The organism is Alteribacter keqinensis (assembly GCF_003710255.1).
GTDB classification, from domain to species: Bacteria; Bacillota; Bacilli; order Bacillales; family Salisediminibacteriaceae; genus Alteribacter; species Alteribacter keqinensis.
Genome location: NZ_RHIB01000001.1, coordinates 1,047,626 through 1,073,755 on the forward strand (window position 1 = coordinate 1,047,626; position 26,130 = coordinate 1,073,755).

At 43.0% G+C, this 26,130-nt stretch carries 23 protein-coding genes; 16 read left to right on the forward strand and 7 right to left on the reverse strand.

The features are described from left to right. The first annotated feature begins 47 nt into the window (after positions 1-47). On the forward strand, positions 48-2,456 hold the full coding sequence (locus tag EBO34_RS05205; RefSeq protein ID WP_183163722.1) for a septation ring formation regulator EzrA: 2,409 nt from the start codon (positions 48-50) through the stop codon (positions 2,454-2,456). A gap of 54 nt (positions 2,457-2,510) precedes the next feature. Here EBO34_RS05205 and EBO34_RS05210 read toward each other — a convergent pair whose 3' ends face one another. Beyond that, positions 2,511-3,185 carry a PspA/IM30 family protein gene (locus EBO34_RS05210; RefSeq protein WP_122896862.1) on the reverse strand — a complete coding sequence of 225 codons (675 nt, stop codon included), beginning with the start codon at positions 3,183-3,185 and terminating at the stop codon, positions 2,511-2,513. A gap of 256 nt (positions 3,186-3,441) precedes the next feature. Between EBO34_RS05210 and EBO34_RS05215 the strand changes: the two genes are divergently transcribed. The 9 genes from EBO34_RS05215 to EBO34_RS05260 all read left to right on the forward strand — a co-directional run bounded on the left by EBO34_RS05215 (position 3,442) and on the right by EBO34_RS05260 (position 13,536). Beyond that, a complete protein-coding gene (locus tag EBO34_RS05215) occupies positions 3,442-4,974 on the forward strand; it encodes an esterase/lipase family protein (protein WP_122896863.1) in 1,533 nt (510 codons plus the stop codon). A gap of 550 nt (positions 4,975-5,524) precedes the next feature. Continuing rightward, positions 5,525-5,737 carry a hypothetical protein gene (locus EBO34_RS05225; RefSeq protein ID WP_122898560.1) on the forward strand — a complete coding sequence of 71 codons (213 nt, stop codon included), beginning with the start codon at positions 5,525-5,527 and terminating at the stop codon, positions 5,735-5,737. Between the two features lie 130 nt (positions 5,738-5,867). After that, entirely contained in the window at positions 5,868-6,857 is a 990-nt protein-coding gene (locus tag EBO34_RS05230) for a hypothetical protein (protein WP_122896865.1), read from the forward strand. 180 nt (positions 6,858-7,037) lie between these two features. After that, complete coding sequence (locus tag EBO34_RS05235; protein ID WP_122896866.1) at positions 7,038-8,261, forward strand: two-component system sensor histidine kinase NtrB; 1,224 nt, start codon at positions 7,038-7,040, stop codon at positions 8,259-8,261. Between the two features lie 139 nt (positions 8,262-8,400). Further along, positions 8,401-9,225 (forward strand): adenosylmethionine decarboxylase, encoded by an 825-nt coding sequence (gene speD, locus EBO34_RS05240; protein ID WP_183163723.1) that lies wholly within the window; start codon positions 8,401-8,403, stop codon positions 9,223-9,225. 592 nt (positions 9,226-9,817) lie between these two features. Next, positions 9,818-11,179 (forward strand): sodium-dependent transporter, encoded by a 1,362-nt coding sequence (locus EBO34_RS05245; protein ID WP_122896867.1) that lies wholly within the window; start codon positions 9,818-9,820, stop codon positions 11,177-11,179. 201 nt (positions 11,180-11,380) lie between these two features. Further along, positions 11,381-12,316 carry a TRM11 family SAM-dependent methyltransferase gene (locus EBO34_RS05250; protein ID WP_122896868.1) on the forward strand — a complete coding sequence of 312 codons (936 nt, stop codon included), beginning with the start codon at positions 11,381-11,383 and terminating at the stop codon, positions 12,314-12,316. A 69-nt stretch (positions 12,317-12,385) separates the two neighbouring features. Continuing rightward, a complete protein-coding gene (locus EBO34_RS05255) occupies positions 12,386-12,979 on the forward strand; it encodes a suppressor of fused domain protein (RefSeq protein ID WP_122896869.1) in 594 nt (197 codons plus the stop codon). 71 nt (positions 12,980-13,050) lie between these two features. Next, positions 13,051-13,536: a metallophosphoesterase family protein gene (locus EBO34_RS05260; RefSeq protein ID WP_122896870.1), complete on the forward strand. Its 486-nt coding sequence runs from the start codon at positions 13,051-13,053 to the stop codon at positions 13,534-13,536. A 7-nt stretch (positions 13,537-13,543) separates the two neighbouring features. Here the strand turns inward: EBO34_RS05260 and EBO34_RS05265 are convergent, their stop codons facing one another. Continuing rightward, positions 13,544-13,816 (reverse strand): hypothetical protein, encoded by a 273-nt coding sequence (locus EBO34_RS05265; protein WP_122896871.1) that lies wholly within the window; start codon positions 13,814-13,816, stop codon positions 13,544-13,546. A 556-nt stretch (positions 13,817-14,372) separates the two neighbouring features. On the opposite strand from EBO34_RS05265, the gene EBO34_RS05275 reads away from it, so the two are divergent. Continuing rightward, complete coding sequence (locus EBO34_RS05275; protein WP_122896873.1) at positions 14,373-15,323, forward strand: ribose-phosphate diphosphokinase; 951 nt, start codon at positions 14,373-14,375, stop codon at positions 15,321-15,323. A 483-nt stretch (positions 15,324-15,806) separates the two neighbouring features. On the opposite strand, the gene EBO34_RS05280 is transcribed toward EBO34_RS05275, so the two are convergent. After that, on the reverse strand, positions 15,807-17,735 hold the full coding sequence (locus EBO34_RS05280; RefSeq protein ID WP_122898564.1) for an ATP-dependent DNA helicase: 1,929 nt from the start codon (positions 17,733-17,735) through the stop codon (positions 15,807-15,809). 75 nt (positions 17,736-17,810) lie between these two features. Beyond that, positions 17,811-18,722: a ribonuclease Z gene (gene rnz, locus EBO34_RS05285; protein ID WP_122896874.1), complete on the reverse strand. Its 912-nt coding sequence runs from the start codon at positions 18,720-18,722 to the stop codon at positions 17,811-17,813. A gap of 150 nt (positions 18,723-18,872) precedes the next feature. On the opposite strand from rnz, the gene EBO34_RS05290 reads away from it, so the two are divergent. Next, positions 18,873-19,697 (forward strand): S1C family serine protease, encoded by an 825-nt coding sequence (locus EBO34_RS05290; protein ID WP_122896875.1) that lies wholly within the window; start codon positions 18,873-18,875, stop codon positions 19,695-19,697. A 163-nt stretch (positions 19,698-19,860) separates the two neighbouring features. Here EBO34_RS05290 and EBO34_RS05295 read toward each other — a convergent pair whose 3' ends face one another. Continuing rightward, positions 19,861-20,721: a YihY/virulence factor BrkB family protein gene (locus EBO34_RS05295; RefSeq protein ID WP_122896876.1), complete on the reverse strand. Its 861-nt coding sequence runs from the start codon at positions 20,719-20,721 to the stop codon at positions 19,861-19,863. A 181-nt stretch (positions 20,722-20,902) separates the two neighbouring features. On the opposite strand from EBO34_RS05295, the gene rlmN reads away from it, so the two are divergent. Beyond that, the gene (rlmN, locus tag EBO34_RS05300; RefSeq protein WP_122896877.1) at positions 20,903-21,979 is read left to right on the forward strand and encodes a dual-specificity RNA methyltransferase RlmN; all 1,077 of its coding nucleotides are present in this window, start codon (positions 20,903-20,905) and stop codon (positions 21,977-21,979) included. 54 nt (positions 21,980-22,033) lie between these two features. Here rlmN and EBO34_RS05305 read toward each other — a convergent pair whose 3' ends face one another. Together EBO34_RS05305 and EBO34_RS05310 are read right to left on the reverse strand one after the other, a co-directional pair. Further along, on the reverse strand, positions 22,034-22,135 hold the full coding sequence (locus EBO34_RS05305) for a YfhD family protein (protein ID WP_122896878.1): 102 nt from the start codon (positions 22,133-22,135) through the stop codon (positions 22,034-22,036). Positions 22,136-22,149: 14 nt separating this feature from the next. Further along, positions 22,150-22,290 (reverse strand): DUF4023 family protein, encoded by a 141-nt coding sequence (locus tag EBO34_RS05310; protein WP_122896879.1) that lies wholly within the window; start codon positions 22,288-22,290, stop codon positions 22,150-22,152. Positions 22,291-22,552: 262 nt separating this feature from the next. Here EBO34_RS05310 and EBO34_RS05315 point away from each other — a divergent pair, with 262 nt between their 5' ends. The 3 genes from EBO34_RS05315 to trhO all read left to right on the forward strand — a co-directional run bounded on the left by EBO34_RS05315 (position 22,553) and on the right by trhO (position 26,083). After that, on the forward strand, positions 22,553-23,758 hold the full coding sequence (locus EBO34_RS05315; protein ID WP_122896880.1) for a M24 family metallopeptidase: 1,206 nt from the start codon (positions 22,553-22,555) through the stop codon (positions 23,756-23,758). A gap of 30 nt (positions 23,759-23,788) precedes the next feature. Next, positions 23,789-24,979: a cystathionine gamma-synthase family protein gene (locus EBO34_RS05320; RefSeq protein WP_122896881.1), complete on the forward strand. Its 1,191-nt coding sequence runs from the start codon at positions 23,789-23,791 to the stop codon at positions 24,977-24,979. Positions 24,980-25,120: 141 nt separating this feature from the next. Continuing rightward, positions 25,121-26,083 (forward strand): oxygen-dependent tRNA uridine(34) hydroxylase TrhO, encoded by a 963-nt coding sequence (gene trhO / locus EBO34_RS05325; RefSeq protein WP_122896882.1) that lies wholly within the window; start codon positions 25,121-25,123, stop codon positions 26,081-26,083. Positions 26,084-26,130: the final 47 nt, after the last annotated feature.

The following is a 26,130-nucleotide window of genomic DNA, read 5'->3' on the forward strand; positions in this document are numbered from 1 at the left end:
TTTATCCGTAAATGAAGGAAGAAATGTATTTCACTGGAGGAATGTGTATGAAACGATTGCGAAACTGGATTTGCACTATTTTACTCGGATCCGCTTTATTTGCCGTCCCTTCTAATACTTTTGCTGATGTGACAATTGAAGATACCGGTCAGTTTTTCACAGATTCAGAGACAACGAGTCTGGAGGAGGAGCACAGTGATGCTGCTTTTAATTATTACATATATACAGTCCCTTCTTTGGAGGGAGAATCCATCGAAGACTTGAGCTATGAAGTTGAAAATCAGGCTTCACCGGGATATGATGCCATCCTTGTACTCGCAATGGATGAAAGTGAAGTTTACATTAACCCTGTATCTGCAGGTTTTGAAGAAGCGGTGTTGTCATTATTCAGCAGCTATGAGGGGCTGCTTGATGAAACGTTTATGCCTTCAGCTGTTGACGGCGATGTAGCAGGAGGAATAGATGAGCTTATCCGGTATACAGAAGCGAGCCGGAGTGAGCCGGCTGAAGCCGAAAGCAGTGGAGCTGCAACGTTTTTCTTTATCGTCCTGACCGGTGCTGCTGGGGCAGGAGGATTCTTCTTGTTATTCAGGCATCGGAAAGCAAAACGGCGAAAGTCAGAGGTACTCAAGAAGCAAAAGCAGGTCATCAGTGGGGCCTATCCCGTTTTAAACAAAGCGGATGACAAGAGAGAATTGACACGGGGAAAAACAAAAGAGGTATTTGATCATCTGTTCGTTCAGGTTCAGACTTTTATCTCGGAGAATGAAAAAAGGGAAAAGGAAATAGTAAAAATTAAACCTCCTTTCTTCAACCAGTTGTCTTTTCACAGTAATATGACAGCGTTAGATGGGGATGCAGCCGGGGAAGATGAAAGGTTAGCCAAATTGAAGGAGGAAATCGAGAGGCTCATTGAGAAGGAACTCCGCGTAGGGACGGAATTTAACGAGCTTTATGGACGTTTCGAGGCATCTGAAAAAAGACTTGGTGAACTGAAAGAACAAAGTGGATTCCCAATGGCCAACCTGGACGCAGATAAGAACCAGGTTAAAGAATTACTCATTGAATTAAAAGCTTCTGATTACAGCTTTGATTATTTGAATACCAAAGATGCCCTATCTTCTATTAAGCCTGAGGTTGAAAGCTTCACGGATAAAGTTATCGTTCAGGAAAAACTACTCAACGAGATTTCTCATCTTGAGGAAGCTATTAATGCAACAAAAGCAGATGTGAAAATGGTCATTGATCGTGAAAAGCTCAAAATTGTTGAATTTAACCCACTTGGACTTCTTCAAGAAGCTGAGAAAACGAATAGTGAGCTCAGAGAGCACATTGTGGATGGGGGCGTAGCTGCAGCTGTAAGAGCGAATGACCGAATAAAACTGCTGATAAAAGAAGCTAAGGAAGGAATACAAAACAGAATAAGGATCAGAGAAAGAATTGTTAAACAACTGCCGGTTTTTGAAAATACAATGCAATCCTACCGTGCTCAGGAGTCAAATTTTTCCGCAGAAATAGAGAAGCTCCGTTCATCTTTTTCTGAACAGCAATGGATAGAATTGCACAGTACATTTACCGACCTTTCAGCCCGGGCAGGACAGGGGATTCAAACTGTTGAAAAGATTAATAAATTGATGGCCAATGATGTGCAGCGGTACAAAGAAGCGGATGTAATGACAGAGAGTCTGAAAAAAGAAATGGACTTTATGGAGAAACTTTATAAAGAATGTTTCTTCACCTTTGACAGGCTTATGGAAGAAAAGGGGGAAGCAAAGCAGACAATCGAAGACATGAAATCCCAGGTTGACAGCCTCTTTTCCATTATCGAAGATGAAAGGCTGCCAGATGACACGTCAGAGCTTTCGGTTATTAAAGACCATTTAGAGACTTTGTCAAAAGAAATCAATACGCTGCCTCTTGATCTTACTGCGATGGAGGAGGAGATTCGCAGTCAGCGTAAAGGGTTACGGAAGGTCTCGGGGGCAGTGGATAAACGTGTAGAAGAAAAGCGAAGAGCTGAACGTGAGTGGCGGGAAGTAGAAGGGTCATTTATCACAGCTGATAAGAAGTACGGCTTCTCCATGTTTTCAAATCCCTACAGAAAACGATTTAAAGCATGCGAGGATAACGTCAATGAAGCCATGGGAAAAGGGAGATATGAAGACGTTGTTGCTGAGGCGAGAGTTGTTCGTCAAATCGTGAGAGAGCTGACGAGCGAACTTAACCGAAGAGACAGAGAACGAAATGCAAGACGGAGAACAACGACTGTGAGAAGAACAGGTGGATTTCCTACAGGCGGAGGCAGGAGTGGAAACTCTCCCTTTGGAGGATCCGGTCCTTTTGGAAAAGGTTCCAATCGTGGTGGAGGCGGTTCTTTCGGAGGCGGCAGCCGTCGCGGTGGAGGGGGCTCCTTTGGAGGAGGAGGATCCCGCCGCGGTGGTGGAAGGAAATTTTAAAACGGAAAAAAGGCTGTCAGCCAGGGAATACCCTGACCGAACAGCCTTTTTTACTTACGCATTTTTCTTTTGCATCTTTTCTTTCAGAGCTGCTAATTCACGATCAACAGAGCTTGACGTTTCAAGGCCTGCCAGTTCATCGTCGAGAGACTTATTTAAGCTTCTCAGTTCCTCTGAAGATTCTGCTTCTGCTTCATTCTGAAGAACTTTTTCTTCCATCCGCTCAAATCCGCTCTTTGCACTGTCTCCTATGCCGGACATAGCACGGTTTACTTTAGCACGGGCTTTTGCACTTTCCGACCGGGCTTTGAGTGAATCTTTTTTCATCTTCATCTCATCATGCTCAGCTTTCATTTCTCTCATTTTATCTTTTAGTTCAGCTGAGAGCTTTTGCGCTTCTTCATAGGACTGCTTCAGTGCGTCTGCGTTAGCCTGCTGCTTATTTTTATCTTCAAGTACACGGCGTGCAAGGGCTTCATCATCAGATTCCAGTGCAGCAAGAGCCTGTTCCTCCCGCTTGGCTGTGTAAGAGACGGCTTCTTCAAATTTCCTATGAAGCAATTTTTCATTTGCGATTTGTTTAGCAACAGCACTTTCTACATCAGCAATATCCTTTTCCATATCAACGATGAACTGGTCGAGCATCTTCGATGGATCTTCTGCTTTGTTTAAAAGGGCATTTAATTCAGATGAAACAATCGTACGAACCCGGTTAAAAAAACGAAACATTGTCATCCCTCCGTATTAACATTTTCTAAAATGATCATAGCATAATTTTGCCAGTAATAATGAATTTACGTTTCATTTTATCAAAAGGTTTCATCTACAAAACGCCCAGGAAGATATGACTACAGACACCCAGGTTTTAAACTCTCCAAAAGGAACATGTACCTGTTTATGGAAAATAAAGAGGATACGCGTTCTCCCGGCAAAAAGTATATACATAGCAGAGTTCACTCTGTGATACTAAGGGGGAGGAAATGGAATGAAAAAGAAAATACTTTTGATATTGGTGGTGACGCTTCTTATGTCCACTCACGTTGCAGGGGCATCAGGTTTTCATGAAACCATCGGGACACCGGGGGAGCCCGGAACGGTTATGATTGGAGAAATGCCGGATAACCCGGATCCTGATAAGCCCGTCTTGTTATTCGTTCAGGGGCTGACAAATAATTCAGGGGCATGGTATGAGGGAAATGTCATGTACAGTACAGCAAGGGATGCGGGATATGAAACAGCCTTTGTGGAGCTTTATGATTCTGGAGGTGAGCCGAGAAGTTACTGGAATAACGGAGCCATGCTTGCCAATCAGATCGAACAGATTTCTCATTATTTTAATGGAAAAGATATTGTTGTCGTGGGATACAGTAAAGGTGGAGTGGATGCCCAGGCTGCTTTGATTCATTACGGAAAACATCACCTCGTCCGTGATGTCATCACGATTGGTTCTCCCCATTACGGCAGTGAACTCGCAGACCTTGCACATAGTACATGGGCAGGCTGGCTGGCAGCTCTAATCGGTGCAAGAAGTGAAGGGACGGAAAGCTTACAGACAGGAAATATGAGTTATTTCAGATCCATCACAGATAACAGGTGGGAGGCACTTGAAAATACGTACTTTACGATTGCCGGGGACAGAGCAGGACCGTTTTTCAGTTCATACTTTACAGGGGGATTGTTTATCCCCGGTCCAAGTGACGGTGTTGTATCTGTAGAAAGTGCCCACCTGCCATATGGCAACATCCTGGCTATCGGTAACTGGAATCACGGTGAGGTACACCTGGGGCAAAATGCGTTTCCCGTTTTCAGCCCGGTCCTGACTGCTCCACAACCTGTTCAGCAAAACGGATATGAAGAAAAAAAAGTAGAAAGTGACCTTGATATCCTTGTACGAGGTGGTGAAAAGCATGGTGAAATGGAGGAAACGTTCCCGGTTGAAGAAGGGGTAAATAAAATTACTGCAGATTGGATATGTTCTGAAGAATTAACGGAAATTGAAGTGACAGACCCAGACGGAAATACTGATAAAATTCAAGTTACAGCGAAAGAAGGAGAAGTGTATTTTGAAGGGGCCTGGCACCATACTGTGGAGATCAATAAGCCTGAGCCCGGAGAGTGGACCGTCAAGACAGCAGGCGGAAACAGTGCTTATCTACTTGTGGCGGCATTTGATTCCCCTCTAAACAGTAAGGTAGAGGTCACTACGCCTGCTGGAAAAAAGGGATGGAAAGTAGCACCTGCCTTTACGGGTATTTCGCCACAAGCAGGACAGGCAGTGTCAGTTCACGCCTCTACAGAATTTATGCCCGGGCTGCGGGGGCAGTCTCCTCAATCGGCTCCTCGCTCTCAAACGATAAAGCAGCGGGGGCAAAAGGGAGTAATAAACCTGCCTTTCAAGGGGGAAGGCTCCTATAATACTACCTTGGATATTAAAGGTACTACTCCGTCAGGTCACTCTTTTGAAAGGACCGTTATACGCTCTGTGTTTGTCGATGACCTGGGAGTTGTCCATGATTAAAGCAGATGACGGCTCATAAGGTACAACCTTATGAGCCTGTTTCTTTTCATTTGCATGTCCGGTTAAAAATAAAGGCTGTAACAAGCCCTGTAAGCCCGCTGTATAATAGGATTAAAGCGAACACAGAATAGCCGATACTCTCCATTCCCCCATTGGATGGGGGAAAAAGGGAGAGGGCGGTAAAAACAGCAAAAAAGATAAAGCAGATTGTACATGGGGAGTAAAGTACCATTTTCCGGTTACTCCATTTAGATAAAAAATAAGTAAGTGTAATGATCAGGATGGTTATCAATACGAAAATGCCGACAGCTGCTTCCATTGTTCATATTCAACACCTTAAAGAGAGATCGTTTCTCCATAATCCATAGCTATAACACTGTTATCTTTTTTTCAGCTTCTGCCATTATTTTATCACAAATCACCTGCTGGTCCGGTAATAGCTCTTTTTAATTCCTGCCTGTAAAGTAACAGGTTATTCGACTGGTTTATCCTCCTATCCTCTAGTAAACTGTTTGGTGGGTCACATATATTAAGAGGAAGAGGGATGAAGATGGGCAGTTATTTACCAATTATCTTATTCGCAGCGCTTATTTGTGTCGTTGCCTTGATCAGCACGATTATTATCGGCGTTAATCCTGCGGACAGGAACTATACAAACAAAAAATCTATGAAAAAACGTCTTATATTATTATCAATGCTGTATATCATTGCCTTTGTTCCGGCACTCATATGGACAGTCGTCTACTATTATTTTCTCCGGTAAAGATGGACAGACGGACCAATTGGCCAGATTTAGCTTGGAAACAGGATTTCAGGCTTGCTATATAGAATGCATATAAAAGACAGCATCGTCCATTTACCCGCTTTAATACATTGAAAAGAGGGGATCAGCAATGCCGCATTTATCCAGACAGGAAGTTGATAGAGTCCGGAAGGTTAAAAGTAAACAAAATGAAGATACGATTCTCCGTAAGGAAAATGTTGTAGGGCTTGGTATTGGAATAAAAATGAAAAATGGAAAGCCGACTGATAAACCGGCACTTATCACGTATGTAACAAAAAAGGAACCACTGAAAAACCTTAAGGACGAAGATGTGGTCCCGGAGGTTATTGAAGGTGTAGATACTGACGTGATAGAAATCGGCATACCGACCATCGAGAATGGCGGTAAGGCAGATACAATGAGAACACTGCCTTCAAATGAGCTTTCATCCAGAGTCCGCCCTGTTAAAGGCGGATGGAGTGTTGGTCACCCTGATATTACAGCAGGCACTGCAGGCGCTATTGTTTTTAACAGGGACGAGTCTTCACAGGTGAAGTATTATATTTTATCAAATAATCATGTGCTGGCTAACAGCAATAGAGCGAGTATTGGTGATCCGATTATTCAGCCAGGATCGGTAGATGGAGGGAAAGGACCTGAAGACCAGGTAGCCACTCTGAGCCGCTTCATTCCCATAGACCTTACTCCGGATGTCCGTCTTGAGGATCATGACAACGTAGTTGACGCCGCCATTGCTGAAGGATCGATTCAAGAGCTTGACCGGGAAGTCTACTGGAGTGGATATGTGAAAGGTTGGATCCCTAAAGAGAGCGTTGAAGTTGGAACAAGAATTAAGAAAACAGGCCGGACAACGGGTTATACAACTGGTGAAATTCTTGCAGTAGATGCGACACTCGACATCAACTTTGGGAACAACCAGGTCGCGCGTTTCCACGATCAGATCCTCACTTCAAATATATCCGAAGGGGGAGACAGTGGTTCCCTCGTTACAGACAGTGAAAACAGGGCAGTTGGATTATTATTTGCTGGAAGCCCGCAAGTGACCATTTTAAACCATATTGAAAATGTTAAAAATCTCCTTAATATCGATTTTATGTAAAAACAGGGCACTCAAAAGTTTATACACTTTGAGTGCCCTGTTTTGATGTATAAAATCTATCCATTCACAGCATTAATGCATGAAAGTAAAAAAGTATTCGTTTTTATAAAAAAATTTAGTATTATATAAGTAGATGTTGATACAGGTAGAAAAACAGCAGTTACCAGGAGGGAAGCAGTCATGGTTAATAAACAGACAGGAGCAGAAGTTATTCATCAGCACCTTGATATCGGGACACTGCTTAATGCTCTTCCCATTGGTGTGCTTGTGGTGGATCCGGAAGGTGAATTTGTATATATAAACGACCTGGTTTATAAAGCGTGGGGCGCAAACCCGGTTGAACAAAAAAACCACTCTGTGCATGAAGAGTACATCGGATGGTGGAGAGAGACGGGAGAAAGAGTCGGCAGTGAAGACTGGGCAGTTGTACGAGCTCTGCAAAAGGGAGAGTCGTCTTACGGGGAAGTCATTGACATTCAGCGCTTCGATGGTACAAAAGGGGCTATATTAAACTCCGCAGTTCCCATTTACAACGGCAATCATGATATTATTGGCGCTGTCGTTACGATCTCTGATATTACTAAAATGCGAAACCTGGAAATCGAACTAAATCTTCATAAGGATTACCTGGCCCAGCTTGTGGAAGAGAAAACTAAAGAGCTTATTCATAAAAACGAACAGTTACAGGTTGAAATGGCAGAAAAGGAACAAATGCAAAAGCAGCTCCGTCAGCTTGACCAGCTTCACCTGGTTGGAGAAATGGCAAGCGGGTTTGCCCATGAAATCCGCAATCCACTGACTACCGTTAAAGGGTTTATCCAATTGCTGGGAAAAAAGGAAATGTTGGCTCAATATGATGAGATGTTTTCTCTCATGCTTGAGGAAATCAACAGGGCAGACGCCATTATTACAACCTTCCTGGACTTGGCAAAAGATAAAAAAGTGGATCTTCAGCCTGTTAACTTGAATGAGATTATTGAAGATCTGCTTCCTTCTTTGCGCATGACAGCGCAGGAAAAACACCATCAGGTTGTTTTAAAACTTAAAAGCGGTCTGCCGGATATCTGTGCAGATGAGAAAGAAATCAAACAATTGATCAAACACATTTTCAGAAATGGTATTGAAGCCATGGATACTGACCAAACCATTCTTATAGAAACGGATGCAGATTCAGAACGTGTTACGGTTATGATTGAGGATGAAGGAAAGGGCATTAGTGACGATATTAAAGAAAAGATCGGCACACCTTTCTTCACAACAAAAGATGACAATACGGGTCTTGGAATGTCTATCTGTTACAGTATTGCTGAACGGAACAGCGGTCTGATTAAACTCGAATCAAAATCGCAAGGAACATGCTGTAAAATATCATTTGAAGCAATCGAAAAACCTCCATCATGCTGATGGAGGTTTTTCCATATAAGTGTCTGTGTTGAAGGACTGGTTTTGTTTTATCAGGATTCCTGATATTATAGGAAACGAATGGTTTTTTCATGTATCTTTACACAGAATACAAATTAGTGAAGTAAAGGGGAAAAGTATTTTGAAACTTACACCTGAACAACGTATTCAGCTGCATGACTTTAATAATCTCACAAAGTCCATGAGCTTTAATATGTATGATATCTGTTACACAAAAACAAAAGAAGAGCGGCAGGCTTATATAAAATATATCGATGAGCAGTACAATGCTGACCGGCTGACTAAAATCCTTACCGATGTTTCTGACATCATTGGCGCACACGTTCTGAATATCGCAAAACAGGACTACGAACCACAGGGTGCCAGTGTGACTATTCTTGTGGCAGAAGGTCCGGTTGAACAAGCCCCTAAAGTAGCATTCCAGGAGTCACCGGGTCCATTGCCGGAATCAGCGGTTTTCCATCTGGATAAAAGCCACATTACGGTACATACCTATCCGGAATATCATCCTGACGAAGGAATCAGTACGTTCCGTGCGGATATTGACGTATCTACCTGTGGTGAGATTTCTCCTTTAAAAGCCTTGAATTATATGATTCACTCCTTTGACACGGACATTATGACTATGGATTACCGGGTTCGTGGTTTCACCAGGGATATTACCGGGCACAAGCTTTTTATTGATCACGATATCAGCTCTATTCAAAATTACATCCCTGATGAAGTGAAAAAGTCCTATGATATGATAGATGTGAATATTTATCAGGAAAATATCTTCCACACGAAATGTAAGTTAAAGAAGTTTGACTTGAACAATTACCTTTTTGGATACAGAAAAGACAGACTTACGGATGACGAGCAAAAGGAAATTACCGAAAAGCTGCAGCACGAAATGGATGAGATTTATTACGGCCGAAACATCAAACGTGGAACGATTGACGAATAGTTTTGCCACCAGCCCATATTATGATTGCCAAAGAAGATGCTCTAATGGTGAAACCACCATTTAAGCATCTTCTTTTTTGATCAGCTGTGTTAAAGGTCATTGTGGTCTTATAGAAAACATTGATTGATGCGTATGCGCGTCACTCCTAGTCGAGAAATGAGCGTTTACATCACAAATCAGGTGAAAAGCTGCGATGCATAACTGGCAGAGGAAGAAGCAGAGGTACTTCATAACAAGGAGACTAAAACCCTTGCCCCCGTGGAAAGAGAGTGCACTGAGAGTAAATTTAAACCTGAATTTTTACAGAGCCTTTTGATCCTATTAGCAGGAGTGGGAAAAGGTGTTCCTGGAGCTTTCAAAAAGTCGCGAGAAGGCTGCTGAAATGGCGAGTGATGAGTGAATAGCAAAACTCCTTCTTTTAAAATGGTTTATTTACAATTCTAATATATGGGTATTAATACCCAGGACCTTTGTGTATTAAGTATTCAAAAAGTTGATAATTTTCAAAATAAAAGATGAATTTAATAGCATAGTGTCGTATATTATTAGAGTACAGACTTATATTACTTTTTTTAGGGGGAGGAAGAATCACATGAGTCAAAGAGATTTGGGGCAAAACGGTCGTGAGCAATGGGCTACAAAAATAGGGTTCATGCTTGCGGCAATGGGGTCGGCAGTAGGTCTGGGGAACATCTGGCGTTTCTCCTATGTTGCAGGAGAAAACGGAGGTGCTGCGTTTCTCTTAATCTATGTAGCCATGATCCTTTTAATCGGGATTCCAATCATGCTCGCCGAGTTCTCGATCGGCCGGCGTGCACAGAGTGATGCTGTAGGGTCTTTTGAAACACTGGCACCAAAAAAACCATGGGTGGTTGCAGGTTTTCTCGGGGTAGCATCCGCTTTTATTATCCTGTCTTTCTATGGTGTAATTGCAGGTTGGACAATGAAGTACTTTACAGGATATCTCACAGGCGGGTTATGGTCTGAGCCTGGAGAAGGGTATGTTGACTACTTCGTTAACTTTATTACCAGCCCGCTTCAGCCGTTAATCTGGCAATTTATCTTTATGGCGCTTACAGTAGGAATCGTGTTTGTGGGGGTTAAGAAAGGGATCGAAAAAGCGAATGTCATTCTAATGCCGACACTTGCGATCCTGCTGATTATCCTTGCAGGGTACAGTTTGACACTTGGGGGAGCAAGCGAAGGCCTTGCATTCCTGTTCTCTCCGGATTGGAGTGTACTCTCTGAACCTGGTATTTACCTTGCTGCTCTTGGTCAGGCGTTTTTCTCCCTTAGCTTAGGGATGGGTGCTTTAATTACGTACGGAAGTTATCTTTCCAAAAAAGAACAGCTTCCGGGTGCGACTGCCGGAATTGCAACAATGGATACGCTATTTGCCGTAATTGCAGGTATTATGATCTTCCCGGCTGTGTTTGCCTTTGGGGGAGAGCCCAGCGACGGCGTCGGTCTTGTATTCTTTACACTTCCAAACATTTTTGAAAGTATGCCTGGTGGTGTAATTGTTGGTTTAGCCTTCTTCTTCCTGTTAGCGGCGGCAGCATTATCATCCGCGATCTCGCTGTTGGAAGTAGCAGTTGCCTATTTTATCCGTAAATTTGGATGGACACGTAAAAAGACAGCTCTGATCATCGGGGGATTAATCTTCCTGTTGGGAGTTCCTTCTTCATTAGGGCAGGGGCTTTTGTCAGACGTATCGGTTATCGGTGGACGCGATATTCTTGACAGCCTGGACTTCCTGGCATCTAACATCTTCCTTCCACTGGGCGGTCTTATCATTGCCCTCTTTGCAGGATGGGGATGGAAGAAAGCAGAATCTCTCGAAGCTTCCGATTTTGGTACCTCAACATTAGGAGCTGCCTGGCTGTTCCTTCTGCGATATGTGGCACCAGTCGCGATTTTGCTCGTATTCCTTGCATCAATTGGTATTCTGTAAATTGCACTTCAAAAGCTTGCCGGGACAATATTGTCCCGGCAAGCTTTATTTATTGCTCAGCTGCACTAAGTGTTATTGTTGAAGAAATCTTGGCTGGAACTCAATGGTCGGCAAGGAATATCCAAGTTTAACAAAACCAATTGCTTATATGGTTTATTCCATGTAAAGTTAACAGGAATAGTTTGAAAAGGATGACCAGACATGAGCCAGCCGGAATATATTTATACATTTAGCTTTACAGCAGAAGAACATCCATTATGCCAGCTTGAAATGCGGGCGTTTTTTGGTTGCGATACTACTTTACATAATTTAAAAAGTAACAAAGAGATCGACCCCAGCCGAAGTCCGTTTATGAATGAACGGATTGAGGTAATGTTTCAGGAAGGGACTATAGACGATCTGATTAACAGTGTCAGTTCAATCCCACGCAGTGATGAAACATTTAAACTTACCTTTGTTCAAAACTCAGATGAAAAAAAAGTGCCATTTAAACAAGCAAAAAACATTGAGCGTATGGTTGGCATGGAGTTTGCTGACAATGCCGATCTCGTTAATCCGGATCGTAACTATGGGATTATCTTTTCAGACGGGGAGTGGTGTTTCGGACCTATGGTAAAAAGTGAATCCGTCTGGACCCGTCACGAGGACAAGCCCCACCAATATTCTACAGCTTTGAGTACAAGGGTAGCCAGAAGTATCGTAAATATCGCGGTGCCTCAAATTGAAAACGTCACTGTTATCGATCCATGTTGTGGAATTGGAACCGTTTTACTTGAAGCGAAATCGATGGGCATCACGATCGGTGGAAGTGATATTAACCCGAAAGTGATGTACGGATCACGAAAAAACCTCGCCCATTTCGGGTATGAGAGTAATGTTGAGTTAAAAGATATCAGAGAAATAAGTAAACATTATGATGTAGCGATTATTGATATGCCTTATAACCTTTGTTCCGTTCTTGAACCTGAGGATCGATTTGAAATGCTTGTAAGTGCCAGAAATTTTGCATCAAAAGTCGTTGTAGTGACAATCGAGCCCATTGATGATGCGGTCATTCAAGCAGGATTTGAGATTGCTGACCGGTGTGTGTTCAAAAAGAATGGCAGATTTAAACGAGAAGTACTCGTATGTAAGTAAAGGGAGTCACAAAGCGAATGGGATAAAGCGAATATATAGTTATCAAAGATTTGAAAGGGGGAGAGTGTAATGAGTAAATTCATTGACTTCCTGGAGGAACAGATCGGTGAAATTGAACGTGGCTGGATAAAAGATCCTTCCGGTAAACAGCTTCCTTTTCAGATAGTCAAGTTCAGCGAAGGACCGTTGGAAGAAACCAGCGCCTATTGTTCACTTGGCCTGAGCAACGAGCTCCTTGGAGAGGCCTTGGAAGGCGAGCACGTTCGTCAGGAGCTCGTTTTTGCATCGTATAATCAGTTTGAAGAAGAAGCAATTCCTTTTATCCTTCAAAATGTCGTGCAGATGGCTATCAGAAGTAATACCCCTTTTAGAAGAGGGGACGTTATCGGACCATATGGGCCGATGTTTGGAGACTCACTCATGGAGGCTTTCTACGTTACCACTCCTGTCTATTTTCCTTCTCAGTTTCGAGCCTATGAGATCAATGAAGAAGTGATTATCGAGTTGAAATGGCTTATTCCAATTACAGCGAAGGAAGCGGATTTCATTCAACAATCCGGATGGGGAAAGTTTGAAGATCTTTTGGAAGAACATGAGCCTGATTTGATCGATGCAGGCAGGCCTTGTCTGATTGAACTTTACTTTGAATCTGAGCATTCGTAATACCTACATTTAAAGTTCATTTATCTTAGGCATCTTAAATGTATTTTTAAAAAGTAAAAGGGGTCAGCCAAATGAGAATCGTTATTTTGGGAGATACTCATATACCAAAAAGGGGGAAAGAGCTCCCGGAGAGACTGATCAAAGAATTGTCAGGTGCTGATCACATTATTCACACCGGCGATTGGATTACGATGGAGGTTTACGATAAATTAAAATGTTTTGCTCCTGTTGACGGGGTTTACGGAAATGCAGATGGCGAATCCGTTCGAGAGCGTTTTCGAGACAGGGAAATCCTTATCTTTAATAACTTGAAAATCGGTCTGGTTCATGGTCATGGAGAAAAGAAAACAACGGAGAAAAGAGCCATAGAAGCCTTTGATGAAAACCTTGACTGTGTCCTTTTCGGCCACTCGCATATTCCTTATCTGAGATATCATTATAAAACGCTTCTTTTTAACCCGGGTTCTGTGACAGACAAGCGAAAGCTTCCATTCTATTCATTTGGAGTTATGACAATCGATAAGGATATCTCTGTTTCACATGTGTTTTTTACCTAGTTCATCTTCACCGGCCATTTTTCAGGTGTTTAAGGAAGAGTGTAAGGAGTTCCGGGTATTTTTCAATAAACAACGGATCGTACCCTGAAGAGATATACTGTTGTGAAGATTTTTTGATGTCAATAGCCGTTGGCTTACTTGCTTTAAGGGGACTATGAAGGAAGTCAGTAGTTGTGGTGTATACTCCATCACCAAACGGGAGAATCATCCCTGTCAGGATCGCGTTCTTTTCTGGTTGTGTAAATGCATTATGATAGACTAAAACTGGTTTTGTATCCATTTAAAAAATTTCATCAACATCATAAATCCGTTTTGTCTTGGAGTGTTGCACTCCGGAATGAAAAAACCGGGGAAGGTATACTGCCATTCATTTAGGATGAAAAGGGTATAAGGAGTGAGATGATGTTGCAGCCGGGGTATTCTCTGATCGAGAAAGGTTTGGTAGATCGTTTTTCTTTTTCTTGCAGCAGGTACACAGTAAAACATCCATTTAGCCAATTGTGGAAAGGCTTCATCCGGCATCCCGGAAAAGATTGGAATCTTACCTTTTAACCGATCCCAATATCTCAGGATAAATGGCTCGTAATTAGTCTGAGCGTATTCATGAAACAAATCCATTACATAAAACAATTCTTCCTGTTCGTCTTGATCGAGTACTTTACTTCCGTTCCATGGGGCATTTGTATGAACATGGTCATTCCTCACTTTCGGGGTTTAGGATAAAGGGGAGAAGAGTGACAAGAGGGGAACCTACGTTCTTGAATTTACATGAAAATGGTTCTGTTTTCCACTAGGTATACCGCAAATATCCAGAAAAAATATGAAGAGGTGCTGAAATGCCAATTTATCAAAATGAAGCAAACATGCGTGTATTCAGTTTAAATTCGAATTCGTCAATTGTTAATGAGATTGTTAAGGAATTGGGAATTGAAAAAGGACGGAGTACAATTACCCGATTTAGTGATGGGGAAATTCAGGTCAATATTGAAGAAAGCATCAGAGGTTGTGACGTTTACCTTGTTCAATCAACAGCTCAACCGGGCAATGAGTATCTGATGGAACTACTTATCATGATCGATGCCATGAAACGTGCTTCGGCACAAACAATTAATTGTGTTATTCCTTACTTTGGATATTCCAGGCAGGATCGTAAAGCGAGATCGAGGGAACCAATTACGGCAAAATTAATTGCAAACCTTCTTGAAAAAGCAGGTGCAGACCGTGTTATCACAGTAGATTTACATGCACCGCAAGTACAGGGGTTCTTTAACATTCCTGTGGATCAGCTTCTTGCTTTTCCTATTCTCTCTAAATATTTTCTGGAAAAGAACCTTACAAACACTGTTGTTGTCGCACCTGAGAACGGAGGCGTTATACGGGCCCGTCAGCTTGGTGATGCACTTGATTCTCCTATTGCATTAATTGACCGGAACCGAAGCCTGTCAGGAGGTGGAAAAATGGATATTATGGGGGAGGTTGAAGGAAAAACAGCAATCATTATCGATGACATGATTGATACCGCCAGAACGGTGACCGCAGCTTCAAGGGAGCTGCTGGATCGCGGTGCCAATGAAGTGTATGCCTGCTGTACGCACCCTGTTTTATCTGAACCGGCAGTAGACAGAATTCTGGAGTCAGACATTGTTGAAGTGGTGACAACCGACTCTATTTATCTGCCTGAAGAGAGAAGGTCTTACCGGATTAAGGTTCTCTCTCTTGCACCGATGCTGGCAGAGGCGATACTTAAAGTACAGAACAATGAATCGGTAAGTACGCTCTTTGAATAAAGTTGTTTTCGGATTGAATTTTTTTAAAAATGGTACTGTTAGACTAATGTGTTGATTTCCGCTCATTGCACTTTCCGGGGGCGGTTCGATCCTCAGCGCTTTGCGCTTCCGGGGTCTTCCCGAACTCGCTTTTCCCGCAGGAGTGTCGCGTATTCGCTCCAATCAACACTTTTACTAAGTTAAAAATGACCTTTAATAAGACTTTTATCAAAAATGGAGTGGTGAATCTCTGCTGGAAGTGCATCAGCTGTGAACATTGACTTCATGAATAAGCAGCATGTTACTTCGACGCACAAGGATTCAGAAGATCACTCGCAGAGAAAGAAGCAGAAGTGTTTTTTTCGAGGAGGCTGATGTGGTGCCCGCGAAAAGCACTTTCCTGTAGCGGAACTTATTATTGTATGAGCAAAAATCTTTGCGTAAAGAACGTTGAAAAGGCGACTCAAAAGGTATATAAATACCTTTTTTGAGTCGCCTTTCTTGTTAATAGTTTATTTTCACTGGTAATGCGGATGAAATGTTTTCACAGTAAGCTTCATTTTCTCTTGATGAAACAATCAGATGAATAACACCCTCATCGGTGGCCGTCCGTATTAACCTTCCGACTCCCTGACGAAGCCTTAGAAGCATGTAAGGGATATCCACTTCCTCAAGCGGATGATTACTTTCCTGCCTCTTAGCTTTAAATACAGGGTCCACGGGCGGGAATGGAAGAGAAGCGATGATTACCTGATTAAGAGCCGATCCTGGTATGTCAAGCCCCTCCCAAAGATGATAGGCGCAGAGCACTTGGTTTTCGTTGTTTTGAAACTTTTTCACCAGTTCACTGATCTCCTGATCTCCTTCAAAAAGGCAGGAAACTTCTGGTTTTTTCACAAAAAGCCAGTCACGAAACCGGTTCATTTCATCGGGAGAGGAAAATAAAACAAGGGATCCACCTTCGTTTTTAAACGATTTATCTGCAATATGCTGCCACTTTTGTTCTTCTTCATCTGTGACAAAAGCATAAGCCGCCATTTTCTCGTTGTAATCAAAAGGAGAGTCTACTGTAAAGCCAATGCTCTTATCAATTCCCAGGCTTTGTGAAAAGAATGTGAAGTCGCCTTCTCTGGAAAGCGTAGCGGAAGAAAATACATAAGGGATTTTTTGAGAGAATACTTCTTTTTTCAAAACCTCTTCCACTAGTCTAGGCATGATAACAAGGGAGAACGTGTCTTTTGATTCTTCAACCCAGTAGATTCCTTCATTATCTTTTAGGAGAATATCGAGGCCGTAGGCATAAAACTCCAGGTACTCTTCAATCATCTTAAGGTGATATTCTTCGAGAACATACAACTCTGAATCAAAGACAAGCTGGTCCAGGAGACTGGCTGCATTTTTCTTCAGCTTTTCAGCAACCGCAAGCATTTCAGGTGTCCGGGGAACTTCTTTTCGATTGGATTCTTCCTGCATTTTTGCTGATTCTTTCAGGATGTCGAACCATTCATCGTGTCCGGCTAATATATCTTCAATCAGGACCAGGGATTCTTCTCTTACATCCTGATTCAAATAACCGGTAAGCACTGTGGTCAGTGTTTCAGCGTTAAAGCGGTAGGTGAGCCCTTTTTGCGCTGCAAACTCCAGTAAATGTCCTTCATCAAATACAACACAGCTTGCTTCCGGGAGTAGAGGAAGCTGTCCTTCCCGGGTTCTCGATTCTTTCGTCCAGACGTGTTCCATATAAAAATCGTGGGAGCAGATAACCAGGTCACCTGCACTGCGGTAGTGATTACGGTTAAGTGTCTGACCACAGCGGTGAAAATACTCACATGTAGAACACTGCTGGAGGGGGTCCCATGCTATTTTTTTCCACTCACGATCAGAAATCCACGGGTACTCTTTCCTGTCCCCATAGGGCTTAAAGGAAGTCATAGAAGCACCTTGCTGATTTACAAAAGAAGGGATGTCATCATAAACCTTCTCAATTTCTTCACTGTCCGTCTGGTCTATGATATTGTTCAGTTTTTTCACACATACATACTGTTCCCGGGCTTTTGCGAGTCGCACGTCAATTTCCATGTTGAGAGCGTTTGATAGTTTTTCAATATCCCCGCCCGGTTTCACCAGCTGTTCGATTAATGTCTCATCTGCACAGGAAATGATGGCGGGTTTTCTCATGTATCTTGCATAGCAGATGGCGTAAACAAGGTACACGAGGGTTTTGCCTGTGCCGACTCCCGCCTCAGCGAAAATCACACTTTTATTTTTATATGCCTGTTCCAGCTGAAAGGCCATAAAGATTTGTTCATCACGAAGTTCAAACCCAAGGTCGGGCAGGATTTCGTAGAACACATCACCGATAAAGTCACCGAGTTCATCGAAAAAGTGACCGTTTTTTGATTGGGGAAACGGAAGTGCTGCTGTTTTTTTCATCATTTATTTTCAGTCCTTATTTACAAAGTTATGCCAACTTTAAATGATAGCAGAAAGAAGGACTTTTGGATATTGTTATATCAAGAAAGTGGAGAAGTCACTTGCTACATAGGTGTTAGGAAATAAAGCACGGGCTTCCTCAGCCAGGATATGAGAGTCCTGATAACGCGGGCTGATATGGGTGAGAATCAATTGTCTCACACCAGCTTCTTTTGCTAAGGCTGCTGCCTGAGAAGCTGTACTGTGGAAGTAGGCTTGGGCCAAGGCTTCCTCACTTTTTGCAAAAGTTGATTCATGAACGAGTGTATCCACGTCGCTTGCAAGAGGAAATAGATTTTTTGTATGCCGGGTGTCTCCTAAAATCGTAACAGATTTCCCTTTTTGGGGAGGACCGATAAACTCCTTGCCATTTACCGTACGTCCATCAGGCAGTGTAACTTCCCGGGCGCTCTTCAGTTCTTTTAAATGGGGGCCGGAAGGTATTCCAGCTTTTGTTACTTTATCCATCAATAAAGAACCGGGCGTGTCCCGTTGTTCCACACGAAAGCCTAAAGACAAAACGCCATGGTCGAGGGTACCGACTGTTACCTTTGCATCTTCCCCATTAAACAGGACTCCTGTTTCATTAACCTCTAGAACTTCCAAAGAGTAGGTAAGAAAAGTTTGGCTGACTGATAAAGCAGATTCGATAAAAGCACTCACCCCTTTTGGGGCATATATGGTTAAAGGTGTCGTTGCACCCTGGAATGACCTGCTTGATAAAAGACCAGGCAGGCCGTATAGATGATCCCCATGGGTATGAGTAATGAAGATTTTATTTATCTTCGTAATTTTAACTGACGAGTGAAGGATCTGATGCTGGGTTGCTTCCCCGCAGTCAAAAAGCCACATGTTGTTTTCTTTATTCATTAGATGCAGAACAATTGAAGTCACATTTCGTTCTTTTGACGGGACGCCCGCCCCTGTACCTAAAAATGTCAGTTTCACGTCAGGTACCTCTCTTTCAACATACTTTTCATATAAAAGGGTGATATTCCTGTGATGATTATGGCCGAAAATGCCTGCTCATTCAACTTTGTATGGAAGGACCAGCAAGCTTTTAACTCCTCAATTTGAATGCTATGATAAAAAAACAGAGTGGGAGGGGGATTTCCTATTACATACCGTGAAGACAAAGATACTAATCATCATGAAGAAGAAGAGCGTCCGTTTTTTGATGGCGAACGGTACTATACCAAAGAGGAATTTTTTAATCCTGAAGACGAGGATGAGGAGCCGGAAGTTAGGAGGGGGAAGGGAAAAGGATTCAGGACTTTAATCGCAGTCCTCCTTGTCATGGTGCTCATAGGCAATGTTTTTGCATTCCTTCCAAGATTAATTAATATTCCGGCAATGGAATTTTTACAGACTTCAAGGGAATTGTCTCAAAACGAGCAGGTTCAGCTTTACAAAGAATCTGTTGTCGTTGTGAGAGGGGGAGACAGTAAAGGCACTGGCTTTTTATTCTCTGAAGATGGTTATATCATGACCAATGACCATGTGGTGGCCAATCAACGTGTGGTGTCTGTCTCTTTTGAAGATGGCAGCAGGTATCAGGCGGAAGTTATCCACCGCAACGAAGAGCTGGATATAGCCGTACTGAATATTGACCTTGAAGTGTCTGACCGTTCTTATTTTACGTTTTCAGACAGCTGGGTAGAAGGGGAAGACGTATACGTGATTGGAAACCCGTTGTTCTTTAACTTTATAGCCAACGAAGGACAGCTGATTGGTGCGAGAAGTGACGGTATCCTCATGCTCGATGCGCCGGTTTACCGTGGTAACAGCGGCAGTCCGGTCATTAATCAAGATGGGGATGTCACCGGGGTTATTTATGCCACCACCAGGACTGAACATGATGGAGAAAACAGGAGAGTTGGGTTAATCGTACCTTCAGAACTTTTTCTTGATGAAATTGATTAAAAGAATGAAGAGGCTCTTAAATGTCCAAAAGTAGATTGGCAATGGCACGGCACCGCTGCTCGTCCAACACGAGAAGGGCTTTCAAAAGAGGGCAGCGGTTCCGCTCATTGCTTCGAGGTTGACCCAAAAGGTAAAAAACGACCTTTTGGGTCAACCTCTTCGTTTATCTAAATAGGTTCATTTTCTTTTCTTCCTGCAGAGAATGATCTGCCGCTTTTCTTCTGTGAAGGATGGCGTTAATTTCTCCGCCAACTACAAGGATAATACCGGTAATGAAAAACCAGAGCATCAGGATGACTACACCGCCAAGACTTCCGTAGGTGGCAGTATAGTTGCCAAAATTACTTACATAAAAAGAAAATCCAAAAGAAACAAGCTGCCAGCTGATTGTGGCAAATACAGCCCCCGGTATTGCGTGCCTGAAGGGCTTATATTTGTTTGGAGCGTAGTGATATAGTGCTGTGAGAATCACCGCTATCACGATAATACTCACTACCCACCTTAGTATTCGGATTAATTGTTCCGTTTCAGGGGGAAGGGTAATGTAGGAGCTCACAAATGTGATAATGACGTCCCCGAATATGGGAAGAGCCAGAGCAAGAACGAGTGCGAAAACAATACAGATGGTAAGAACAATTGAAAGGAAACGCGCCTTTAAAAATGATCTTGTTTCTTTAACATTATAGGCGTTGTTCTGGGCTTGGATAAATGCATTGACAGCCAGAGATGCCGTCCAAATAGTTCCGATAATTCCGATAGTCAGTAAGCCGCCCCTTTCCGTTGAGACCACGTCTACGACCGTCTCCTCAAAAATCGTTGCTGTTTCGTCCGGCATTACACTCTGTAAAACACTGATTGCTGTTTCCGGCTGGATATTTAAATAGGGAATGATCGATAATAGTAACACCATCAGGGGAACAGCAGATAATAGGTAATAATAGGCTTGTGCTGCAGCGAGCAGAGGGACATCGTCTTTTTGAAATTCGTTAATAAGTTCTTTAAAAAAGGAAATTGTCTGTTTCATAGGGGCCTCCACTCAGATATTTGTATGTTCCCTGATTATATCCCCTTTGCCGGAAGACGTTAATCATCGAGCCTGCTGATATTGACAACTCGGACTCTGATACTTATAATTGAATATTTGTAGGCGTATGTAGTGATAATGGATAAATATAGATATATTTTGTTTGAAATGAGGGTTTCTTATGACAAAACCATCCATTTATGGATTAACATTTGAGCAGCTGACAGACTGGCTTGTAGATAAGGGGCACAAAAAGTTTCGTGCACAGCAGGTTTGGGACTGGCTTTATAAAAAACGCGTGAAAGATTTTTCTGAAATGAAAAATGTAAATAAAGAGTGCCGTGCTCTTTTAGAGGAACACTTTGCGATTCAGACACTCGAGGTTCATTCAAAGCAGGAATCCCGTGACGGAACAATGAAGTTTCTGTTTAAGCTTCAGGATGGGAACCTGATTGAAACGGTTCTTATGAAGTTTAGTTATGGACTGTCTGTATGTGTAACCACTCAGGTTGGCTGTAACATCGGGTGCAGTTTCTGTGCCAGCGGCCTGCTTTCAAAAAGCAGAGACCTCACGAGTGGGGAAATCGTTGAACAGATCATGAATGTTCAGCACGCACTGGATGCTCGTGAAAATGAAGAGCGGGTAAGTCATATCGTTGTAATGGGAATCGGAGAGCCATTTGATAACTTTGATAACCTAATGGACTTCCTTCACGTTGTTAACGATGATAAAGGACTTGCAATTGGTGCCCGTCATATCACTGTTTCTACGAGCGGAATTATTAAAAAGATTTATGAATTTGCCGATCAGAAGCTCCAGGTCAATCTTGCCCTTTCTCTTCATGCACCAAATGATGAGCTTAGAACAAGGATTATGAAAATCAATAAAGGACAGCCGATCAAGCCGTTAATGGAAGCTGTTGATTATTACCTTGAGACAACCAACCGGCGGATTACGTTCGAGTATATTCTTTTAAAAGGGGTAAATGATACTCCAGAGGTTGCCCAGCAGCTTGCAGATCTTATAAAGGATAAGAAGAGGCTGTCGTATGTAAACCTGATTCCATACAATCCGGTTGATGAGCATATTCAATATGAACAAAGTGAAAAAGAAGCTATACTGCGTTTTTATGACACGCTGAAAAAGAACGGTATTCAGTGCGGTATCCGTCATGAACAAGGATCCGATATCGATGCTGCCTGCGGTCAGCTGAGAAGTAAGCAGATTAAAAAGGATAAAGAGAAATCAAAAGCATAATTCGATATTGATAGAGGTTGACCCAAAAGGTATTCGGGGTCAACCTCTTACTGTTTACTGCTGATCGCTCTCGGGCTGTTTAATGTCTTTTTTAGGTGTCTGTGGAAGTGTCTGTTTGTTTTTGTCCCTTGCTTTTTGTTTTCTGGCTCTTCCCATGTACATTACCTCCGTTAATCTGTGTTTTTAATTGTTGTATTTTTTTTGCTTGGCAGGCTGTGACTGTGATCCCTTTTTCCCTGCCGTTTATTATTTCGCTCCGTTTTTTCCTTGCGCTGGTTGAATTGCTCTACAAATTCGTGCGTGTCAGTCATCGTTACTCCTCCTCCAATGTGATACAGTCTTAAGATTCCACCCTCTCAATGTGTAATACAGGTAGTTAGTGCCAGATCGTTATTATTCGGCAAAACTAGTCATTGATGCGCGCTTGTCCACGTGAGAAAATCACTGTAAATCATTTCATTTTTCAATAGTCTCAAATCGGAGTGTTTTGTTTTCAATATTCGACGTTCTCGGGATATGACCAGCCAAATATAATTAGAAAACGAATTTTTGCAGGTGGGAAGGGGGAGGTTTATGCTTCCTTTTGATGTAAGCGAGTACCAGGGCCGGATTAAACAGACGAGAACTTTAATGGAAAAAGAGGGAATTGATTTACTGCTCATTACGGATCCGGCCAACATGAACTATCTTAGCGGATATGATGCGTGGTCATTCTATGTTCATCAGATGCTCATTATCGATATCCATGATTCTCAGCCTGTATGGGTAGGACGGTTTATGGATGCACCTGCTGCCAAAGTAACCACGTGGATGCATGAAGCGAATATAATCGGTTACCCCGATATTTATGTCCACTCAGATTTACTGCACCCAATGGCATTTATAGCAGAAGTCCTTCGGAAAAGAGGAAATCAGGCAAGCCGGATCGGCGTTGAAATGGATCATTATTATTTTTCGGCCAAAGCATTCGAAGAACTGAAAAAAGCACTTCCGGATGCCCGCTTTCAAAGTGCCGATCTCTTAGTAAACCGTGTGCGGATGGTAAAGTCAGATCAGGAACTTGAATACATGAAAAAGGCGGGGAAACTCGCTGAACTTGCGATGTTTAACGGTGTTCAGACCATACGTACAGGAAATCGTGAATGTGATGCGGCTGCGATGATTTATTATCATATGATCGCAGGAACGAAAGAATGGGGCGGTGACTACCCGGCTATCGTCCCACTTCTTCCTACAGGAGAAAACACATCCATTCCCCACCTTACCTGGACAGACCGGAAGTTTCAGGAAGGAGAAGCTGTTATTGTGGAACTCGCAGGCTGCTGCAAGCGGTATCACGTGCCATTGGCAAGAACCATTGCCATCGGACCTCCTTCTCAGGATCTCCTGAGGATTTCATCCATTGCGACAGAAGGGATTAACCGTGTACTTGATGAAATCAAACCAGGAATGACATGCGGTGATGTCGAGGCTGTATGGCGGATGAGCCTTCAGAAACATGGCATTGCAAAAGAATCCAGGCTCGGTTATTCCGTAGGCTTAAATTACCCTCCCGACTGGGGAGAGCATACAGCAAGTATCAGAAAAGGGGATCAGACGGTACTTCAGCCGAACATGACTTTTCATATTATCCCGGGATTATGGTTTGAGCGGTCCGGTGTTGAAATCAGTGAAACAATCCGTGTAACAGAAACAGGGTGTGAAACGCTTGCAAACTACTCAAGGGAATTGATCATTAATTCTCCGTATGTGATAGAAGAGCATGGAGAAATCAGTTAAAGATAATTCTTTCACCAGGGGGCGTTGAGTATGAAGGATACAGGAATGAGCACACGGGCACTTTGGGCAGGGGAGCGTGAATATCTGGCATTTGGTGCAACCCAGGTCCCGGTCGTCCACAGTGTTTCTTTTGGATATGATGATATGGATGACTGGTATCAGGTGGCTGTCGGAAAAAAAGAGGGTCATATTTACGGAAGAAACACAAATCCTACTGTCCGCGCCTTTGAGGAGAAGATCAGGATTCTTGAAAATGCAGAAGCTTCCACGAGCTTTTCAACAGGCATGGCTGCCATCAGCAACACTCTCGGAACCCTTTTGCAGCCAGGAGAGCGTGTCGTTTCCATTAAGGACACGTACGGGGGGACAAATAAAATATTCACGGAATTTTTACCGAAACAGCATATTGATGTCACATTGTGTGACACAGGCAACCATGAAGAAATGGAGAAAGAAATTGAAAAAGGGTGCAGTGTCGTTTATCTTGAAACGCCAACAAATCCTACTGTCAAAATTACAGATATAAAAAGAATGGCAAGAGCCGCCAAACGGGCTGGAGCTGTAACTGTTGTAGACAATACGTTTGCAACCCCGGTAAATCAACAGCCTTTAAGCCTGGGGGCCGACCTCGTCATCCACAGCGCCACGAAATTTCTCGGGGGACACGCAGATGCGCTGGGAGGTGCTGTCTGCGGTGTGAAACATTTGGTGGATGACATCTATCACTACCGTGAAATAAATGGTGCAACACTCGATCCGATGGCAGCCTACCTGCTTTTAAGGGGAATGAAAACGTTAAAGCTCAGAATCGACAGACAGAACGAAAATGCCATGGCTGTTGCAAAATATTTAATAACAGAAGATATGGTTGAAGATGTATTCTATCCGGGACTCTCTTCCCAGAAGGGGCATGAAATCGCCAGGAACCAGATGAGCGGATTTGGAGGTATGCTGAGTTTTTCTGTAAAAGGCGGGATAGACACTGTCCGGCACCTTCTGCCTAAGCTGGCTTATGCAAACCGGGCAGCGAATCTGGGCTCTGTTGAAACGGTTGTTGGTCCGACACGTACAACAAGTCATGTGGAATGCACGCCTGAAGAACGGGCAGCAATGGGTATACCTGAAGGGCTTGTAAGGTATTCAGCCGGTATAGAAGACATTGACGACCTGATCGATGATCTGAAATGTGCGTTTCAGTCACTCCCGAAATATATAAGGTAGAAGAAGAAGCGGCTCCACACTGCAAACTTAGTGGAGCAGCTTCTTTTTGCTTCATGAAGCCTTTTTTGGTATAATGTTCAAGGTTAAAAACAAATCAATCATTTAAATAGATGAGTTTTACAGAAAAAGGCGGGATTGAACATGAACAACTACAGAGTATTACTTTATTATAAATATGTTGATATTAATAATGCTGAAGAGTTTGCTCAGGAACATCTGGCATTTTGTAAGGGTCTGGGACTTAAAGGGCGCATCCTTATAGCTGCTGAAGGAATTAACGGAACGTGTTCCGGCACTGTTGAGCAAACGGATAAGTATATGGAAATGATGAAGGCGGATCCTCGTTTTTCAGATATGGTGTATAAAATAGATGAGGCTTACGGACATGCATTTAAGAAATTGCACGTGCGTTACAGACCGGAGCTTGTAACTCTCAGACTGGAAGACGACATTGATCCCCGTGAGCAGACCGGTAATTACCTCAGCCCGGAAGAGTTCTACGAGAAGATGCAGTCAGAGGATACACTCATTATCGATGCCAGAAATGATTATGAATTTGACTTGGGACATTTCGAAGGAGCCATCAAGCCTGATATACGCTCCTTCAAGGAACTTCCCGACTGGATTAAACAGAACCGTGAGATCATGGAAGATAAAAAAATTCTCACCTATTGTACAGGTGGAGTACGTTGTGAGAAATTCTCCGGCTGGCTGAAAGAAGAAGGATTTGAGGATGTCTCCCAGCTCCACGGAGGAATCATCACTTACGGAAAAGACCCTAAGGTTAAAGGACAGAAATGGAACGGTCAGTGTTATGTATTTGACGAAAGAATCAGTGTTCCGATCAACCAGGTTGAGCACGTGGTAGTGGGGCGCGACCATTTTGACGGTGAACCTTGTGAGCGTTATGTTAATTGTGCAAACCCGGAATGTAACAAACAAATTCTCTGCTCCGAAGAAAATGAGCACTTTTACATGCGCGGCTGCTGTGATGAGTGCCGTACACACCCGCGTAATCGTTATATTAAAGAGCACGGCCTGAGTGAAGAAGAAGTAGCACGCCGTGAGGAACACATTGAAGCTTCCCGTGCCGCCAAAGCATAAGAACAGATTTCTTATAAAAGAACAAAAGCCACGATCCATAGCCGGAT

What these genes read in the sequence shown, in the direction of transcription:
- EBO34_RS05280 (WP_122898564.1), bottom strand. Translation starts at nt 17,735, where the DNA reads ATGAAAAAAACAGCAGCACTTCCGTTTCCCCAATCAAAAAACGGTCAC.
- EBO34_RS05305 (WP_122896878.1), bottom strand. Translation starts at nt 22,135, where the DNA reads ATGGGAAGAGCCAGAAAACAAAAAGCAAGGGACAAAAACAAACAGACA.
- EBO34_RS05295 (WP_122896876.1), bottom strand. Translation starts at nt 20,721, where the DNA reads ATGAAACAGACAATTTCCTTTTTTAAAGAACTTATTAACGAATTTCAA.
- EBO34_RS05310 (WP_122896879.1), bottom strand. Translation starts at nt 22,290, where the DNA reads ATGACTGACACGCACGAATTTGTAGAGCAATTCAACCAGCGCAAGGAA.
- EBO34_RS05320 (WP_122896881.1), top strand. Translation starts at nt 23,789, where the DNA reads ATGAAGGATACAGGAATGAGCACACGGGCACTTTGGGCAGGGGAGCGT.
- trhO (WP_122896882.1), top strand. Translation starts at nt 25,121, where the DNA reads ATGAACAACTACAGAGTATTACTTTATTATAAATATGTTGATATTAAT.
- EBO34_RS05230 (WP_122896865.1), top strand. Translation starts at nt 5,868, where the DNA reads ATGCCGCATTTATCCAGACAGGAAGTTGATAGAGTCCGGAAGGTTAAA.
- EBO34_RS05275 (WP_122896873.1), top strand. Translation starts at nt 14,373, where the DNA reads ATGCCAATTTATCAAAATGAAGCAAACATGCGTGTATTCAGTTTAAAT.
- EBO34_RS05245 (WP_122896867.1), top strand. Translation starts at nt 9,818, where the DNA reads ATGAGTCAAAGAGATTTGGGGCAAAACGGTCGTGAGCAATGGGCTACA.
- EBO34_RS05250 (WP_122896868.1), top strand. Translation starts at nt 11,381, where the DNA reads ATGAGCCAGCCGGAATATATTTATACATTTAGCTTTACAGCAGAAGAA.
- EBO34_RS05255 (WP_122896869.1), top strand. Translation starts at nt 12,386, where the DNA reads ATGAGTAAATTCATTGACTTCCTGGAGGAACAGATCGGTGAAATTGAA.
- EBO34_RS05225 (WP_122898560.1), top strand. Translation starts at nt 5,525, where the DNA reads ATGGGCAGTTATTTACCAATTATCTTATTCGCAGCGCTTATTTGTGTC.
- EBO34_RS05205 (WP_183163722.1), top strand. Translation starts at nt 48, where the DNA reads ATGAAACGATTGCGAAACTGGATTTGCACTATTTTACTCGGATCCGCT.
- EBO34_RS05260 (WP_122896870.1), top strand. Translation starts at nt 13,051, where the DNA reads ATGAGAATCGTTATTTTGGGAGATACTCATATACCAAAAAGGGGGAAA.
- EBO34_RS05210 (WP_122896862.1), bottom strand. Translation starts at nt 3,185, where the DNA reads ATGTTTCGTTTTTTTAACCGGGTTCGTACGATTGTTTCATCTGAATTA.
- EBO34_RS05215 (WP_122896863.1), top strand. Translation starts at nt 3,442, where the DNA reads ATGAAAAAGAAAATACTTTTGATATTGGTGGTGACGCTTCTTATGTCC.
- rlmN (WP_122896877.1), top strand. Translation starts at nt 20,903, where the DNA reads ATGACAAAACCATCCATTTATGGATTAACATTTGAGCAGCTGACAGAC.
- EBO34_RS05265 (WP_122896871.1), bottom strand. Translation starts at nt 13,816, where the DNA reads ATGGATACAAAACCAGTTTTAGTCTATCATAATGCATTTACACAACCA.
- EBO34_RS05235 (WP_122896866.1), top strand. Translation starts at nt 7,038, where the DNA reads ATGGTTAATAAACAGACAGGAGCAGAAGTTATTCATCAGCACCTTGAT.
- EBO34_RS05315 (WP_122896880.1), top strand. Translation starts at nt 22,553, where the DNA reads ATGCTTCCTTTTGATGTAAGCGAGTACCAGGGCCGGATTAAACAGACG.